At 59.6% G+C, this 14,443-nt stretch carries 15 protein-coding genes; 11 read left to right on the top strand and 4 right to left on the bottom strand.

The window, feature by feature from the left end:
* Positions 1 to 13: 13 nt before the first annotated feature.
* The 3 genes from kynU to AC1DLT_RS25120 all read left to right on the top strand — a co-directional run bounded on the left by kynU (position 14) and on the right by AC1DLT_RS25120 (position 2,776).
* Positions 14 to 1,216, top strand: a complete 1,203-nt coding sequence (gene kynU, locus AC1DLT_RS25130; protein ID WP_436112936.1) for a kynureninase — start codon at positions 14 to 16, stop codon at positions 1,214 to 1,216.
* Positions 1,213 to 2,049, top strand: coding sequence for a tryptophan 2,3-dioxygenase (gene kynA / locus AC1DLT_RS25125; protein WP_436112935.1), 837 nt, complete (start codon positions 1,213 to 1,215; stop codon positions 2,047 to 2,049). Before kynU ends, kynA begins: the two co-directional genes overlap by 4 nt.
* Before the next feature lie 274 nt (positions 2,050 to 2,323).
* The gene (locus AC1DLT_RS25120) at positions 2,324 to 2,776 is read left to right on the top strand and encodes a MarR family winged helix-turn-helix transcriptional regulator (RefSeq protein ID WP_477488545.1); all 453 of its coding nucleotides are present in this window, start codon (positions 2,324 to 2,326) and stop codon (positions 2,774 to 2,776) included.
* Positions 2,777 to 2,866: 90 nt separating this feature from the next.
* Here the strand turns inward: AC1DLT_RS25120 and AC1DLT_RS25115 are convergent, their stop codons facing one another.
* The 4 genes from AC1DLT_RS25115 to AC1DLT_RS25100 all read right to left on the bottom strand — a co-directional run bounded on the left by AC1DLT_RS25115 (position 2,867) and on the right by AC1DLT_RS25100 (position 6,949).
* Positions 2,867 to 3,943 (bottom strand): ABC transporter substrate-binding protein, encoded by a 1,077-nt coding sequence (locus AC1DLT_RS25115; RefSeq protein WP_477488544.1) that lies wholly within the window; start codon positions 3,941 to 3,943, stop codon positions 2,867 to 2,869.
* 8 nt (positions 3,944 to 3,951) lie between these two features.
* Entirely contained in the window at positions 3,952 to 4,743 is a 792-nt protein-coding gene (locus AC1DLT_RS25110; RefSeq protein ID WP_436113236.1) for an ABC transporter permease, read from the bottom strand.
* Between the two features lie 2 nt (positions 4,744 to 4,745).
* Positions 4,746 to 5,561, bottom strand: coding sequence for an ABC transporter ATP-binding protein (locus AC1DLT_RS25105; protein WP_477488543.1), 816 nt, complete (start codon positions 5,559 to 5,561; stop codon positions 4,746 to 4,748).
* Between the two features lie 155 nt (positions 5,562 to 5,716).
* Complete coding sequence (locus tag AC1DLT_RS25100) at positions 5,717 to 6,949, bottom strand: CaiB/BaiF CoA transferase family protein (RefSeq protein WP_477488542.1); 1,233 nt, start codon at positions 6,947 to 6,949, stop codon at positions 5,717 to 5,719.
* A gap of 280 nt (positions 6,950 to 7,229) precedes the next feature.
* On the opposite strand from AC1DLT_RS25100, the gene AC1DLT_RS25095 reads away from it, so the two are divergent.
* The 8 genes from AC1DLT_RS25095 (at position 7,230) to AC1DLT_RS25060 (ending at position 14,428) form a co-directional block, all read left to right on the top strand.
* Complete coding sequence (locus AC1DLT_RS25095; protein ID WP_477488541.1) at positions 7,230 to 8,444, top strand: ABC transporter substrate-binding protein; 1,215 nt, start codon at positions 7,230 to 7,232, stop codon at positions 8,442 to 8,444.
* A gap of 69 nt (positions 8,445 to 8,513) precedes the next feature.
* On the top strand, positions 8,514 to 9,260 hold the full coding sequence (locus tag AC1DLT_RS25090; RefSeq protein ID WP_477488540.1) for an SDR family NAD(P)-dependent oxidoreductase: 747 nt from the start codon (positions 8,514 to 8,516) through the stop codon (positions 9,258 to 9,260).
* Between the two features lie 4 nt (positions 9,261 to 9,264).
* Positions 9,265 to 10,161 (top strand): NAD(P)-dependent oxidoreductase, encoded by an 897-nt coding sequence (locus AC1DLT_RS25085; RefSeq protein WP_477488539.1) that lies wholly within the window; start codon positions 9,265 to 9,267, stop codon positions 10,159 to 10,161.
* Positions 10,158 to 11,057: a branched-chain amino acid ABC transporter permease gene (locus AC1DLT_RS25080; RefSeq protein WP_436112927.1), complete on the top strand. Its 900-nt coding sequence runs from the start codon at positions 10,158 to 10,160 to the stop codon at positions 11,055 to 11,057. Before AC1DLT_RS25085 ends, AC1DLT_RS25080 begins: the two co-directional genes overlap by 4 nt.
* Positions 11,050 to 12,036, top strand: a complete 987-nt coding sequence (locus AC1DLT_RS25075) for a branched-chain amino acid ABC transporter permease (protein ID WP_436112926.1) — start codon at positions 11,050 to 11,052, stop codon at positions 12,034 to 12,036. Before AC1DLT_RS25080 ends, AC1DLT_RS25075 begins: the two co-directional genes overlap by 8 nt.
* Positions 12,033 to 12,812: an ABC transporter ATP-binding protein gene (locus AC1DLT_RS25070; RefSeq protein ID WP_477488538.1), complete on the top strand. Its 780-nt coding sequence runs from the start codon at positions 12,033 to 12,035 to the stop codon at positions 12,810 to 12,812. The genes AC1DLT_RS25075 and AC1DLT_RS25070 overlap by 4 nt, the downstream gene beginning before the upstream one ends.
* Positions 12,805 to 13,602, top strand: a complete 798-nt coding sequence (locus AC1DLT_RS25065) for an ABC transporter ATP-binding protein (protein WP_477488537.1) — start codon at positions 12,805 to 12,807, stop codon at positions 13,600 to 13,602. Before AC1DLT_RS25070 ends, AC1DLT_RS25065 begins: the two co-directional genes overlap by 8 nt.
* A gap of 4 nt (positions 13,603 to 13,606) precedes the next feature.
* Entirely contained in the window at positions 13,607 to 14,428 is an 822-nt protein-coding gene (locus tag AC1DLT_RS25060) for an N-acyl homoserine lactonase family protein (RefSeq protein WP_477488536.1), read from the top strand.
* Positions 14,429 to 14,443 lie beyond the last annotated feature (15 nt).

Raw genomic sequence — 14,443 nt, 5'->3', positions numbered from 1 at the left:
GCAAAGTTGGAACATGGGTTTAACAGAAAAATTCGCCGCCACCCGAACGAAGTTCGATCTTCCCCCAGGCCTTATCTATCTGGACGGCAACTCGCTCGGGCCAATGGCTTTCGGCTCGGCGGAGCGGGTGCTCGATGTCATGAAGCAGCAGTGGGGCACACAGCTGATACGAGCTTGGAATACCTCTGGATGGATGGATATGCCCCGCCGGGTCGGCGACCGCATCGGCAAGCTGGTGGGCGCCCCAGCCGGCACTGTCGTGACCGGTGACACTCTTTCGATCAAGGTCTATCAGGCTCTGGCGTCCGCGCTCGAACTGCAAGGTGAGCGGAAGGTCGTTCTTACAGATAGTGGCAATTTCCCGTCCGATATCTATATGGCCCAGGGCCTGATCGGAATGCTGGGCCAGGGACACCGGCTCCGGATCGTTGCCCCGGAAGAGGTCGAAGACGCCATCAATCAGGATGTCGCGGTGGTGATGCTGACCGAGGTCGATTATCGCACGGGCCGCCTTCACGACATGCGCCGGCTGACTGCCAAGGCGCATGAAGCCGGCGCGCTGGTCATTTGGGACCTAGCGCATTCTGCCGGGGCGCTTCCTGTGCATCTGGCTTGCGCTGACGTGGATTTTGCAGTCGGATGCACCTACAAGTATTTAAACGGCGGCCCCGGTTCCCCAGCCTTCATCTACCTAGCGCCCAGACTGGTCGACCGTGCACGCCCGGCTCTCTCGGGTTGGTTGGGTCACGAAACGCCGTTCGAATTCCGGCAGGACTATCGGCCCGGAGCGGGTATAGACCGTATGAGGGTCGGCACTCCGCCGATCGTCGCACTGGCGGCCTTGGATGCGGCGCTGGACGTGTGGGACGGCATCGCGTTGGAAGACGTCCGCGCCATGTCCATCCAGCTTTCGGAACGCTTTATCGAAGAAGTCGAGCGACGATGCCCCGATCTGACCCTGCTTTCCCCACGTGACCCGCAATCCCGGGGCAGTCAGGTGTCGTTCGGTCATCCGGAAGGCTATGCAATCATGCAGGCATTGATCGATCGCGACGTGATCGGGGATTTCCGGGCTCCCGAGGCAATCCGGTTCGGGTTCACGCCGCTTTATATCGGTCATGAGGATGTTTTGGGTGCGGTTGCCATCCTCGAAGACGTGATGCGCAAGCAGTTGTGGCTCGATCCTCGGTACCAGAAAAAGGCAGCAGTAACGTGACGACATCTTACGATCCCTCCAGCGAGGGGGCTCATATGGCTTTCGAGTCGCGGATGTCGTACAGCGACTATCTGCATTTGGAGCGTATACTTGATGCCCAGGTGCCGCTTTCCTCCGCACACGACGAGATGCTGTTCATCGTGCAGCACCAGGTGTCGGAACTTTGGATGAAGCTCGCGATCATAGAGATCCGGTCGACGCTCGCTTGCATCCGCTCCGATGAAGTGCAATTGGCGTTCAAGATGCTGACACGGGTGTCGAGGATATTCGAGCAGCTTAACAGCGCATGGGATGTCCTCCGCACGATGACGCCCAGCGAATATACTCAATTCCGCAGCGCCCTTGGCCAGTCGTCTGGCTTTCAGTCGTATCAATATCGGGCGATCGAGTATCTTGTCGGCAACCGCAATCTGGCAATGCTGCGCCCGCATAGCCATCGCGAGGATATCAGCACGCTGCTCGAAACAATTCTGACTGAACCCAGCCTCTACGACGAGTCTCTGATGTTGCTCGCGCGCCACGGCTTCGACCTCGGCGATGAGGCCGACCGCCGAGACTGGCGCACCACGCGGAGTTCTAATGCTAAGGTGATCGAAGCATGGCGTCAGATCTACCAAGAGCCGGAGCGATATTGGTCTCTTTATCAACTCGGGGAAAAGCTCGTCGATTTCGAAGATTACTTTCGCCGTTGGCGCTTTAATCACGTCACGACGGTTGAACGGGTGATTGGCCTGAAACGCGGTACCGGTGGAACCGGTGGCGCATCCTATTTACGCAAGATGCTGGATGTCGTGTTGTTTCCCGAGTTGTGGGAAGTCCGGACGGTTCTCTAAGCGGTTCCCATCCGCCTGTGTTCCGCACGGATCAACACCAGCTTAAATTGCCGGAAATATCGAAGTTTGCTGGCGGCGGCCTGGCGGCGAGCGTTCGCGTGAAAGCTGCCGAAGATGCGGGCATCCTTGGCTCAGCGTCCGCCAGCTTTCGCCTCCATCAGTCAATCCTCATGCTAGGAGGTGGTTGCTACCATGGTCTCCAACATCAAGCGGGGATGTCAAACCGGCAGTCATCAGCCAAACATTAAACGTTTTGGCGTGATAAGGCTCTGGAATGAACCGAGAAAGACGACAAGAGCGGTTGGCTCAAGCATTGGGCCGAATGCTTCATAAGGCCGAGGAGGCGCTGGAATCTGCGGCTCGCCAAGGCAAGATGCATCCGACAGATCTGCGGTGCATCTCGCTGCTTGCCTCTTCATCGGTCCCCATGAGCCCCAAGGAGATTACTAAGACACTCGGTCTGACCTCTGGTTCCGGGACAGCGCTGTTCGATCGGTTGGAACGACTAGGTTTCACCGAAAGGATCCCGAACAGTGAAGACCGACGGAGCGTCCTGATCCAGCTCGACCGTGCTGCTGCGAGCGGCCCGTTGGCCCTGTTAGGCGAGTTGCGCGGCAGCTACCAACAAGTGACCGAAAGGTTTTCAGATCAAGAGCTCGACGTAATCTCGGAATATTTAGAGGCAGTCTCCCAGCTCAAGCCGTCAGCGGACTTCGACCAGTGCTGAGGTGTCCCCCGGTGTATAGTCTCCGGGCGTCGATCAAACAGCGTCACGCACCCCGCCGATCCTTGCCTGCGGGATGCGTTTCGAGGACTTCTAGCTGGTCAGCCATTTGCCGTTGATGGTGTCCGAGAACGCCACCTTGTCGACCTCGTGCCCGAACTTGAGCATGAACTCGACATTCTGCTTGAACTGCCCCTCCGACAGGGTCGGAGGAGATGCCACCGTCGTCGCTTGATCCTTGACGGTGTCAATGACGAGTTGACCGTCGGTCTGGGCAAAGAACTCCTTCTGCATGAGAGCACCCGCCTTGGCGGCGTCCGAACGGATCAGCTTCGCGCCCTTGACCAGACCGTTCACCAGCTTCCTGGGGACGTCCGGATTGGCGGCGAGATACTCGGGCTTGGCACCCAGAACCGTGTAGAGAAAGTTCTCAAGGCCTGGTACTTCGCCCTGGGAGGGCCTGGCGACCCAGATCGCCCGCCCTTCTTCAACGGCGCGGTTGTTTGAAGGCGCCGTGGTGTTGAAGCCGTCGATTTGCCCGGAGATCAATGCCGGGTACATCTGATCGAGCTTGACTACAGTCAGGGTCACGTCCTTATCCGGATCCAGGCCGCCGAGGCCGATGAGATAGCGCCAGAGCTTATCGATGCCGCTACCACGGCTGGAGATTGCGAGCGTCATTCCCCTGAGGCGCGCCATCCGCTCCGTCAAAGGCATGTCGGAGGTGATGCCTGCCTTTTGTGCCGCGGCAGTGCTGATTATCGCATCGCTGGCATACTGTGACATCAGAGGCGCGAAGGCGTGCAGTTTCTGTTTTTTGGCCGAGGCCAGGATGATGTCGCTCATCACGAGGCCGCATATGTCGACGCTGCCGCCAAGGGCGGCGGCGAGGGCGTTGGCCCCACCGTTTGCGTTCACGAAGGTGAGGTCCAGGCCTTCCTCTTCGAAAAAGCCGGCTGCCTTCGCCACGAGAAGAGGCAGGTAGGCAAAAGTGATTCCGCCGACCCCGACATTGAGCTTCATAAGGTCCTTTTCCTGGGCAGCGGCGCGTCCGGGCAGGACCAGTTGCGGTGCTACCGCGGCACCGAGGCCCACCGCCCCCATCATGCGAAACAGGTGTCGTCTATCGATCATGTCATCCTCCCAGATTGAACCGCTACGGGTTGTCAAGTTCCGCCCTACTTCCAGCGGAAGATCCATTTCTCGAGGTGCCCGAGCCCTTCGTTGAGAAGGGAGGTCACAACCATCAAGGCGAAGAGTGCCGAGAAAACTCCGGCCGAGTTCAGCTGTCCCGCAGCATCCTGAGTGAGGAAGCCGATCCCCGCGTTCGACGCCATCATCTCAGCAGCGACTGCGCCGACGAAGCCGTAGGGAAGGCCGAGCTTGAGGCCAGTGAAGATCCAGGGCAGCGACGCGGGGAAGACCACCTTTCGCTGAACGACGATCGGGCTCGCTCCCATTATCCGCAGCCCGTCGACCATCCTTCTATCGACCTGGGCGATGCCGCTAATTGTGCTGAAGAACACGAGGAAAAAGACGCTGACTGCTGCAAGGACGATCTTGGGTGCCAACCCGATGCCAAACCACATGATGAACAGCGGGGCCAGGGCGACCTTCGGAACGCCGTAGACGGCCGTAAGAAAGGGATCGACGGTCCGGCGAAGCATATCGTTGGAACCAACGATCAGCGCGGATATGACGCCAAACGTTGATCCGATGCAGAAGCCTATAATCGTTTCCTGGAAAGTCACGAAAAGATGACGCTGCAGGAGGCCGGAACTGCTCCATTGGAACAGGGTAAGTCCGATATCCGAAGGGCTACTGATCCAGAAGGGATCGACAAGTCGTCCGGACGCAAGCTGCCAGAGGCCAAGGAATCCTGCGAGAAACAGGGCTCGGTACAGCCATACGGGATCAAGCTTTCGTTTGGCGACAGTAGGGACCAATGTGGCGACGGTGGTTTCAGGCATGGTCACTGGTCTGTCCCTCCGGCTCCGTGAATTTCGATTGCGGCCCAGAGCCGTCGGTAATGCTCCTCGAAACCGGGAGTGAAGCGAACGTCGTGGACCTCGCGCGGGCGTCCGATCGTGATGTGCTCCTCAAGCTTGATCCTGGACGGCCTGTGGGAAAGAACCACCACCCGGTCGGCGAGCGTGATCGCCTCTACGATGTCGTGCGTCACGAACACGACCGTCTTTCCGGTTGCACTCCAAAGTTTGAGAAGCTCTGCTTGGAGCACGACCTTGAGCTGGGCGTCGAGTGGGCCGAACGGTTCGTCCATCAGAATGATCTGCGGATCGTAAACGAGGGTGCGCGCCAGCATCGCGCGCTTGCGCATCCCACCCGAAAGCTTGCTAGGATGATGATGCTCAAATCCTTTGAGCCCCACCTTGGCGATCATCGCGGCAACTCGGTCCGCCCGCTCGGCTGGTGCGACCCCTCTTATTTCGAGGGAGATAGAGATGTTCTGCTGCACCGTCAGCCACGGGAGAAGGTTATCCTGCTGCGTGATATATCCGACATGGGTATTGATCCCATCGACGATCCTGCCGTTACAGACCACTGTTCCGGCACTCGCGTCATCAAGCCCGGAAAGTAGGTTCAGAAGTGTCGATTTTCCGCTGCCGCTTGGGCCGACGACCGCCAAAAACTCGCCCTCTCGAACTGTGAGGTCGAAACCCCTGAGAACCTCGAAGCGCTGTCCTCGTGACTCGAATACCTTGTCCACGCTGTTGAATTGTGCAGCCACGAAATTGGCCGCTGTGACGTTGACCGATGTCATGTTCATTCTTGCTCCTCCCAAAGCAGACTTCTACGTCCAGCTTGCTGGCACGCCTGGAATAGTTCGGCAGGTGGCGTGACCACGCCGCCACCTGCCGAGGCTGCCATCCGAGGGATGATCAGGACGCCTATTGATCTCGCCCGGACAGAAGCGCAGCGTTTTCAACGCGCGACGGCGAGCCTCTCAATCTTGGTGTTCCATAGATCGCCGTCGTCGCTCGCGTCGCTCACGGCGCCAACTGCGAGAAGTTCGGCGATCGCCTCTTCGGAGTAGCCGGATTGACGGAGCAGCGTTACGGTGTGCTCCCCGAGCAACGGAGGCGGCGCCTCGCGTCCCTCCGGGGAGGCCGCTGCCGACACGGGAAAATCAGGCGCGTCGAACGTGAAGGACGCGAATGGAACCTTCGTGTATTTGGGGGGATTCTGTGCTTGCTCGACATCAAGCACCTTGTCGCCCGAAAGCACCTCCGTAAAGCCTACGCCGGCTGCTGCCAGCGTGGCACTGAGCGCCTCGTAAGATCTATCCTTTACCGCGCCCGCAACGATGTCCTCGACAACAGGTCTGTGCTTCCGCCGTTGTCGGAGCGTGGCCAGTTCGGGATCGAGTTCGATCCTTGCGGCGAGGCAGAATTTTCGCCAGTGTTCGTCCGTGAGCATGACCAAATAGATCCATCGATCGTCGGAAGTCTCGTACGCCCCATATCCGGGCATACTGAATTCAGGAGATGGTTCCTGCTCAGGATTCCCGGTGATCTGGGATTTGAGCTGGACGCCAACAAGTTCCCTGGCAGCGATATGAAGCCCGGTTTCGTATAGACCGAGCTGGATGTTCCGACGCTCCGCTGATGCGTCGGGATCGAGGAGAGCGGACAGAACGCCGATGACTGCATAACACCCGGCGAACTGGTCGTGGTAAGACGGCCCCAGTCGCGATGGCTTTCCTGTCGAGCGGTTGGCGAACATGACCCCTGTCGCGGCTTCCGCTATAGGATTCGATGCGATTTCCTCGGATTGCGGGCCGGGGCCATAGCCTTTGATGTGGCAGAAGACGATCCCGGGCCTGATGGCTTCGCAATCCTCGAAGGTCACCTTCATCTTGCGGGCCGCGCTCGGGGAAAGGTTGTGCAGAACGATGTCCGCTCCGGCAACGAGATTACTGAAAATGCGGGACCCGTCCTCCGTCTGCAGATTGAGACAGATGCTGCTCTTTCCTCTGTTGTACGCGATGTAAGTCCCACTCGGGCCACCTCGCACCAACCTGCGCGTGGTCTCTCCTCCAGGTGGTTCGATCTTGATAACCTTCGCGCCCAATTGTTGAAGAATATGCGTCGCGAAGGGTGCTGCGATCATACTTCCCAGTTCGAGTACAGTCCTGCCTGCCAATACGCCGTTCATAATACCCTCCGAGGTTCGGAGAGATGATAATGCATTTTATATCGCGTACAAGCTGTTTATCTCATAAACCATCACTTGACTGCGGGTGACTGCCTAATTCTCTGTTATTTTACATATAAATGCCATCCGAACAGCCAGAATTCGGCGGAGGCGAGCGGGATTTATCTTGATCATCAAGGGAATGCTGCACTGCATAATGCATTTTATGTTGACCCCGTTTTGTCTCTGACATACGGTCCCGATTGAAATGATAATGGTCGAATTCGATGGGAGGATCGAGATGTTGCCAGATATCGCAAGACTGGTCGGAATTACCGCGGGCGCCGTTACGATGGCGCTGGTCGGGTCCGCCACAGCCCTCGCGCAGACGAAGGGAATAGATACAGAAAAGAAGATTGTGACAGTTGGGGCATTCACCCCGGTAACGGGTCCTGTTCCATTCTATTCGGTGCTTACTCATGCCGCCGACGCTTACTTCAAGCACATCAACGAGAACGGCGGCATCAAGGGTTGGAAAGTCAACTACATCACCTACGACGACGGTTACGATCCCGCGCGCAGCGTCGCAGTCAGCCGCAAGCTGGTCGAAGAGGACGGTGCCTTCGCGCTGGCGGCGCCGGTCGGCACCGCGACCAACGTCGCCGCAATTCCCTATGCAAAAGAAAAGAAGGTTCCGATGATCGGCCCGATCGGCGGTGCTAGCGCCTTCTTCGTACAGCCGAACGTGTTTCCGCTTCTTCCCGACTACGGCTGGTCGGCGGCCGCGAACGTCGACTATGCCGTGAAGGATCTCGGTCTCAAGAAGATCGCGCTCCTCTGGGAGAACGACGAGCTGGGCAAATCGGCGAAGCGCGGCTTTGACCTTTACATGAAGGAACTGGGTCTGGAACCCGCGGAGTCGGTGCCCTTCGATGTTAAGACGACGAGCTTCAGTCCCCATATCCGTCGCGTTGCGAATTCCGGTGCGGAGGCTGTGATCCTGTTCGGGTCGAACGCCAATCTCGCCGCGGCGCTCAAGGCCGCAGATCTTCAGGCTCTCAAGGTGAAATGGTTCGCGCCGTTCTTCACAGCAGATCCATCGACGGTCAAGCTGGCGGGGGATCTCCTGAACGGAACATACTTCTCGTCCTGGCTGCTGCCAGTGAGCAGCAACGAACCGGACGTAAAGGCCTATCGCGATTCCGTCGCGAAACACTATCCAAGCGATCCGGTCGGCGTTTTCGGCCTCAACGGCTGGAGCAATGCAGCACTGTTTGCAAAGGGCTTCGAAGCGTTGTTGGATAGCGGTAAGCCGTTGACCGGAGAAAATCTGATCGCGGCGCTTGAGACCTTGAACAACGCCTCGGTGGGAGGAGCGCAGGGCGTATCGTTCAAGTCAGGGGATCACCGCGGAACGCGCAAGGAAGGCATCATCCAGGCGAGGGATGGCAAGTTCGAGCTCATCCGTGAATTCCGCCCCTATCCGCCGGCCGTCTTCGACGCGCCTGCTCAATAAGCTCCTCGTCCTCGAGCCACTCCCGCCCGTTTTGGGCGGGAGGAACCGACATGCCTTAAGGAGCCTTTGATGAACATACCGATCAGTACCTCCGCTCGTCTCGACGGACGCATCGCCCTCATAACGGGCGCCACCGGGGGAATTGGCAAGGCAACAGCTCTCGCACTCGCAGAAGCAGGCGCCACGGTGATTGCGACTGATATCGCCGATCATGCAGAGTTCGGAAACCCTGCCATTCGGTACGCGAAATATGACGTCACCTCATCCGCGCAGACCAAGGCGGTCATCGCCGACATCATTCAACGTCACGGCCAACTCGACGTACTGGTCCTATGCGCGGGCACGATCACCCATCGATCGCTGAGTGAATCGACCGACGATGAATGGCGCGCGATGCTCGACGTCAATCTCATGGGCGTCGTCAACCCTGTCCGGGAAATCTATCCGATCATGGCGGAGAACGGCGGCGGCAAGATTGTCGCGGTTGGCTCTATCGCGGCGAAGATCGGTGGCGTTGCGTCCGGACCTGCCTATGTCGCTGCGAAATCCGCCGTCCATGGTCTGATTAAATGGGTCGCCAAGGCTGGGGCAGCGAAGGGGGTCTATGCCAGCGTTATCGCGCCGGGTCCGGTCGAGACACCGATGTGGAACACTGTCACCCAGCGCGCGCCGCCCTCCGCAAATGGCAATGTTCCGCTCGGCAGGTACGGTCAGCCGGAAGACATCGCCCAGGCTATTCTTTTCCTCTGCTCGCCGGCATCGAACTGGATCACCGGAACGGTGCTCGATGTGAACGGCGGCATGCTGATGGATTGAACCAATGACAAACACATCCACGATCGGTTTCATCGGGCTCGGCGTCATGGGAGGCCCCATGTGCCACAACGTCGCTCTCAAACATCAAGGTCGCGTCATCGCCTACGACATGAACGGACAGGCGTTCTCCATTCTCGACGACACGAAGGGCGAACGGGCCACGTCCTTGGCGGCGCTTTCCGCGGTTGCTGACTTCGTACTACTCTCGCTGCCCGGAGGCCCACAGGTGAAGGCCGTCGCGGCCGAGATCGCCCTGCACGCGAGACCGGGAGCCACGATCGTAGATCTCTCGACCACGCCCGTCGCGCTGGCGCGCGAGGTCGCGACGGCCCTCGATCCGCAAGGAATCAAGTTCTCAGACGCTCCGGTCGCACGCACCCGCGAGGCGGCACAGCGCGGCGAACTCAGCATCATGGTCGGAGCAACTCAGCCGGTCTTCGACAGCATCAGGCCCATCCTCGACTACATGGCGACCGACGTCACCCATGGCGGCGATGTCGGCGCGGGCCAGGTGCTCAAGTTGATCAACAACATGCTCGTGTTCGAACATGTTGTGACGCTTGCCGAGATGATCGTGCTCGGCGAGCGGGCAGGGGTGAAGGGCGAAACCCTGCTCGATGCTGTCTCGAAGGGGTCCGGCGACAGCTTCGTGTTGCGCAATCACGGTCGCAAGGCCATGCTTCCACGGGACTTCCCTGAACGGTCGTTTCCGCCGGAATATGTCCTCAAGGACATCGACTACGTATTCCAGCTCGCGGCCGAGACTGGGGTCCCTCTCAAGGCTGCGGAAACGGTGCGCCGCTACTACGAGATGGCGGTGGAGAAGGGACTTGGTGGAGAATACTTCCCAGGCGTCATCCGCCTCGTCGAGGACGGCAGCATGGCGGAGGCGTCGACATGAGCGGGCTATACGACGTTACCCTCGATCTCTTTCCCCTCATGTGGTCGGGCATCGTCACCGGCTGTCTCTACGCGCTGGGCGCACTCGGTCTCGTGATGATCTTCAAGAGTTCGCGTGTCGTGAACTTCTCGCACGGCAATGTGGCCGGGCTGGCCGCCTTCCTGATCTACGGTTTCTCCAGCGGTACACTCCTGAGCCTGTCATGGGGAAGCGCCGTCCTTCTTTCCGTGCTAATCGTCGTGGCCATCGCGTTCCTCAGCTACGCAATCATCGCGCCCATCATGGTCGCCTCCGAACTGACCGCGACGATCACTACGCTCGGTATCGGCCTCATCGCCCAGGGTGCCACGCTTCTCGTGTTCGGAGCCGACATTGTACCGCTCGATCTGCCGCTGCCGCGATTCAGCGCCTCGATCCTCGGCTTGCGCATCACGGGCTATGATCTCACCGTTCTAGCGGTCGCTGTCGTGACGATCGTCGCACTCTTTCTGGTGATCGATTACACCAAACTCGGCGTGGCTTTCCGGGCCATATCAGCCAATTCCATCGCCGCGGAAATCTGCGGGCTGAACCTTCGCTCCATCCACTTGTTCGCCTGGATCGTTTCGGCCGTGCTAGGCGTAGTCGGTGCCCTGCTGATTGTGCCGACGACATTCCTCAGTTCGACCACTGTGGCGACCTTCATGCTGCAGGCGTTCGCTGCAGCAGTGCTGGGAGGTTTCGGCAGTCTGCCCGGAGCGCTCGTGGGAGGCATCCTCATCGGCATCCTCATGAACCTGTTCACATTTTATGTGTCGCCGGAGTTCACCAACACGTTCCTGCTCGTCGTCATCCTTCTTGCATTAAACATTTTCCCGAATGGGCTCTTCGCCCGGGCAGGAGGCACCCGTGTCTGACAGCGCTATGACTCTCCACGTGCAACGGTCCAGTCCGACAGCGCTTCGGTCGATGATGACCGAGGGCAGAATCGACTTCGTCGTCCTGATGGTGCTCCTGGTCCTGCCGCTCGTCATCTCCGGGTCCTGGAATTATGCGCTCGGGCTCTGCTTCGCCAACAGCCTCGGCGTGCTCGCCGTGAGCTTGCTTGTCCGCTACGGCGGAGAGGTATCCATCGGTCACAGCTTCTTTGCCGCCATCGGCGCGTATTCGGTGGCGATACTGGAATCGCATCTCGATGTGCCGCTCGTTATTTCTCTTCCGGTCGCCGTGGTTGCTGGCACCGTGTTCGGCATTCTCTTCGCCTGGCCGTCCCGCCGCCTTTCCGGCATCTATCTTGCGGTCTCGACCATGGCACTCGCCCTTGCCCTGCCGGAGATCATCATTTGTGCAGACCGATGGACAGGAGGCTTCGAAGGTCTCTACGTGTCGAAGCCGCTTATTCCCGGTCTGCCGATCGAACCGCAACGGTACTATGTAACGCTGATCGCTCTGGCTACCGTCGTCTACGCGCTCGTCCAACTCCGCCATTCGAGACAGGGACGCGCTCTGCTGCTCGCCCGGACTCATCCGGCCGCTGCCGAGGCCTTCGGCACCCGTCGCGCCTGGGCGCGAGTGAGCGTCATGGGGATCAGCGGCGGGATCGCCGCAATCTCCGGTGCAATGCTCGCCTTCGCAAGCTCCGCCGTCTCGCCTACGGGATACACGTTTTGGTCGTCAATCTTCCTTCTCGTCGGATCCGTAGTTAGCTTCTACGGGCTGACGCTGACACGAGCGCTGATCGGCGGTGCCTTCCTCACCCTCGTCCCGCAGCTTCTGTCGGGGTCAGGCGCCTGGATCCCGGTGTTCTACGGAGTCGCACTCGTCGCCGTCGTACTGATCGGGCATTTTTCGCCGAGGATCGCCGAACTGGCCGCCAGACGGCGGGAGGCGAAATGATGGACGCGCGCAGCAGATCGCTCAAGGGGGAACGGATTGCTCTATCTTTCGGTGGGATCAAAGTCCTCCGAGGACTGGATGTCGAGTTCAGATCAGGCGAAATCACAGGTCTGATCGGGCCAAACGGCGCAGGCAAGACCAGCCTGTTCAACTGCTTGACGGGAGCATACCAGCCTCAGGGTGGCTCGATCACGTATGATGGCAGTCCGCTCGATGGGTTGTCACCGGCGGCGCGGGCGGCGCGCGGTGTCGTGCGCAGTTTTCAGACGGTGGCGTTGTGTCCGGACCTGACGGTCGTCGAAAACACCATGATGGGGCTCGCCCGCAATTATCGCGCCGGCTGGGCCAGCGCTTTTTTGCCCTTGGCACGCGGCCGCCGCGAAACCGCCGAGATGAGACAGGCCGCACTTGGGGCGTTGTCCAATCTGGGGCTTGCCGATGCGGCAGATCTGTTCCCGCAACAACTGCCTCCGGGCATGCAGCGGCTGATCGAGATTGCCCGGGCCATCGTCGGAAAGCCCTCGGTTTTGCTGCTCGACGAACCCGCCGCAGGGCTCAACAATGCCGAGACGCGGGACCTGACGCATACATTGCGGACCATTGCCTCTCCGGATCTGGTTATGGTTGTCGTCGAGCACGACATGGATCTCGTCATGTCGCTCTGCGATCGGATCTACGTGATCAACTTCGGTGAGGTGATCACTTGCGGACCGCCCGACGCTGTGCGCAGCGATGAAAGGGTGGTTTCCGTGTATCTGGGGAGCGACGATGACTAGCCTCCTTTCCGTCAAGAACCTTTCGGTCTTCTATGGCGCGGGAGCGCAGGCCGTTGAAAATGTCAGCTTCGACGTGGAGCCCGCTAAGGTCACGGCTCTCCTGGGCGCGAATGGGGCTGGCAAATCTTCCATCATGCAGGCGGTGGCTGGGCTGACCAAATCCAAGGGACAGATCGTCTTCGAGGGTGAGGAAATCAGCAACCTGCCGACGCGTGAGCGGGTCAGGCGAGGCATCGTCTATGTTCCGGAGCGGCGCGAAGTCGTCGGCGATCTCAGTGTCCGGGAAAATCTCGTGCTCGGGGGCTATCAGGCTTCCGCCGGCGAACGTCGAACCCGAATGGATGCGATCCTCGAGCTTTTCCCCGAAATCGCCAACAAGGTGAACGGAGGCGCATGGCGACTGAGCGGTGGAGAGCAGCAAATGTTGGCGATCGGACGCGGATTGATGTCGGGTCCGAGGCTTTTGCTTCTGGATGAGCCGTCGCTCGGCCTTGCACCGCTTCTCGTCCGGCGTGTGTTCGAAAGGCTGGGGGCGATTCGAGGCGACGGCGATCTCGCCATCGTTCTCGTCGAACAGAACCTCAGAATGACGATGCGTCTCTGCGACGAACTACACTTCCTAAGGGGCGGCCGGATCGTCGGATACCGTCGCGCCGAAGAACTCAAAGACGACGCTGCCCGACAGCAGGCTATCGACGCCTATCTCGGCGCGACATCGGTCTCTGAGGTCAACGCTGCCAGGGCACATGCCTTACACGACGTCGATGACGAGACAATTGCGGGAGACTAGAGCCATGACAGAGACAACCGCGCTCTGGGAGATCCACGCGATCCGCTACGGCACCAACCAGAACCGCACGCGGGGCGACAATTTCATCCTTGAGAAACGTCCCGCCGAGACGATGCCAATGGATTTTTATTGCTGGGTCCTGCGGGCGTCTGATCAGGTAATCGTCGTGGACACCGGGATGGACGCCGGGAAAGCCGCGCGGCACGGCCATCACATCGAGCATAGCCCAGTCGCAATCTGGCGCTCGCTTGGGATCGATCCGGCAGCGGTCACTACTGTGATCCTTACCCACGCCCACTATGACCATCTCGGTCATCTGGATGCGCTCGAGAACGCGCATTTTCACATGCAGGCAGAGGAGATGGGTTATGTTACGGGACGATGGATGCAGAGGGCATGGTTCCGCCGCGCCTATGAACCCGACGAAATCTCGCGTCTGGTGCACCTTCTACATTCTGGGCGTCTGACCCTGCATGGCCGCGATCAGGAAATCGCGGACGGCGTCTCGGTGCATTGGGTGGGCGGCCACTGTGCGGGCCAGGAGATTGTCCGCGTCCGGACAGCGCGGGGTTGGGTGGTGCTGGCCTCCGACGCACTGCACTACTACGAGGAATACGAGCGGGGCATTCCCTTCGCCGTCGCTTTCAATCTTTCCGACATGATTGCCGGGCACGAACGCATCCGCGAACTTGCCGACAGCGACGACCATGTCGTCCCCGCTCACGATCCCCGTATAGCACGGATCTACCCGGCCTCGCACGATTACCCACCTGGATCGGTGTATCGCGTCGACCTGCCGCCCACGGCCGGGAGGACACTTCCATGATTGGATATTGCATTG

The sequence above is a fragment of the Neorhizobium sp. 05N33 genome, from assembly GCF_056397445.1.
The sequence above is the reverse complement of the archived record's forward strand: the minus strand, read 5'-3'. Positions and strand labels throughout refer to the sequence as shown.

What these genes read in the sequence shown, in the direction of transcription:
- AC1DLT_RS25120 (WP_477488545.1), top strand. Translation starts at nt 2,324, where the DNA reads ATGAACCGAGAAAGACGACAAGAGCGGTTGGCTCAAGCATTGGGCCGA.
- AC1DLT_RS25070 (WP_477488538.1), top strand. Translation starts at nt 12,033, where the DNA reads ATGATGGACGCGCGCAGCAGATCGCTCAAGGGGGAACGGATTGCTCTA.
- AC1DLT_RS25065 (WP_477488537.1), top strand. Translation starts at nt 12,805, where the DNA reads ATGACTAGCCTCCTTTCCGTCAAGAACCTTTCGGTCTTCTATGGCGCG.
- kynU (WP_436112936.1), top strand. Translation starts at nt 14, where the DNA reads ATGGGTTTAACAGAAAAATTCGCCGCCACCCGAACGAAGTTCGATCTT.
- AC1DLT_RS25080 (WP_436112927.1), top strand. Translation starts at nt 10,158, where the DNA reads ATGAGCGGGCTATACGACGTTACCCTCGATCTCTTTCCCCTCATGTGG.
- AC1DLT_RS25060 (WP_477488536.1), top strand. Translation starts at nt 13,607, where the DNA reads ATGACAGAGACAACCGCGCTCTGGGAGATCCACGCGATCCGCTACGGC.
- AC1DLT_RS25095 (WP_477488541.1), top strand. Translation starts at nt 7,230, where the DNA reads ATGTTGCCAGATATCGCAAGACTGGTCGGAATTACCGCGGGCGCCGTT.
- AC1DLT_RS25085 (WP_477488539.1), top strand. Translation starts at nt 9,265, where the DNA reads ATGACAAACACATCCACGATCGGTTTCATCGGGCTCGGCGTCATGGGA.
- AC1DLT_RS25105 (WP_477488543.1), bottom strand. Translation starts at nt 5,561, where the DNA reads ATGAACATGACATCGGTCAACGTCACAGCGGCCAATTTCGTGGCTGCA.
- AC1DLT_RS25100 (WP_477488542.1), bottom strand. Translation starts at nt 6,949, where the DNA reads ATGAACGGCGTATTGGCAGGCAGGACTGTACTCGAACTGGGAAGTATG.
- AC1DLT_RS25090 (WP_477488540.1), top strand. Translation starts at nt 8,514, where the DNA reads ATGAACATACCGATCAGTACCTCCGCTCGTCTCGACGGACGCATCGCC.
- AC1DLT_RS25110 (WP_436113236.1), bottom strand. Translation starts at nt 4,743, where the DNA reads ATGCCTGAAACCACCGTCGCCACATTGGTCCCTACTGTCGCCAAACGA.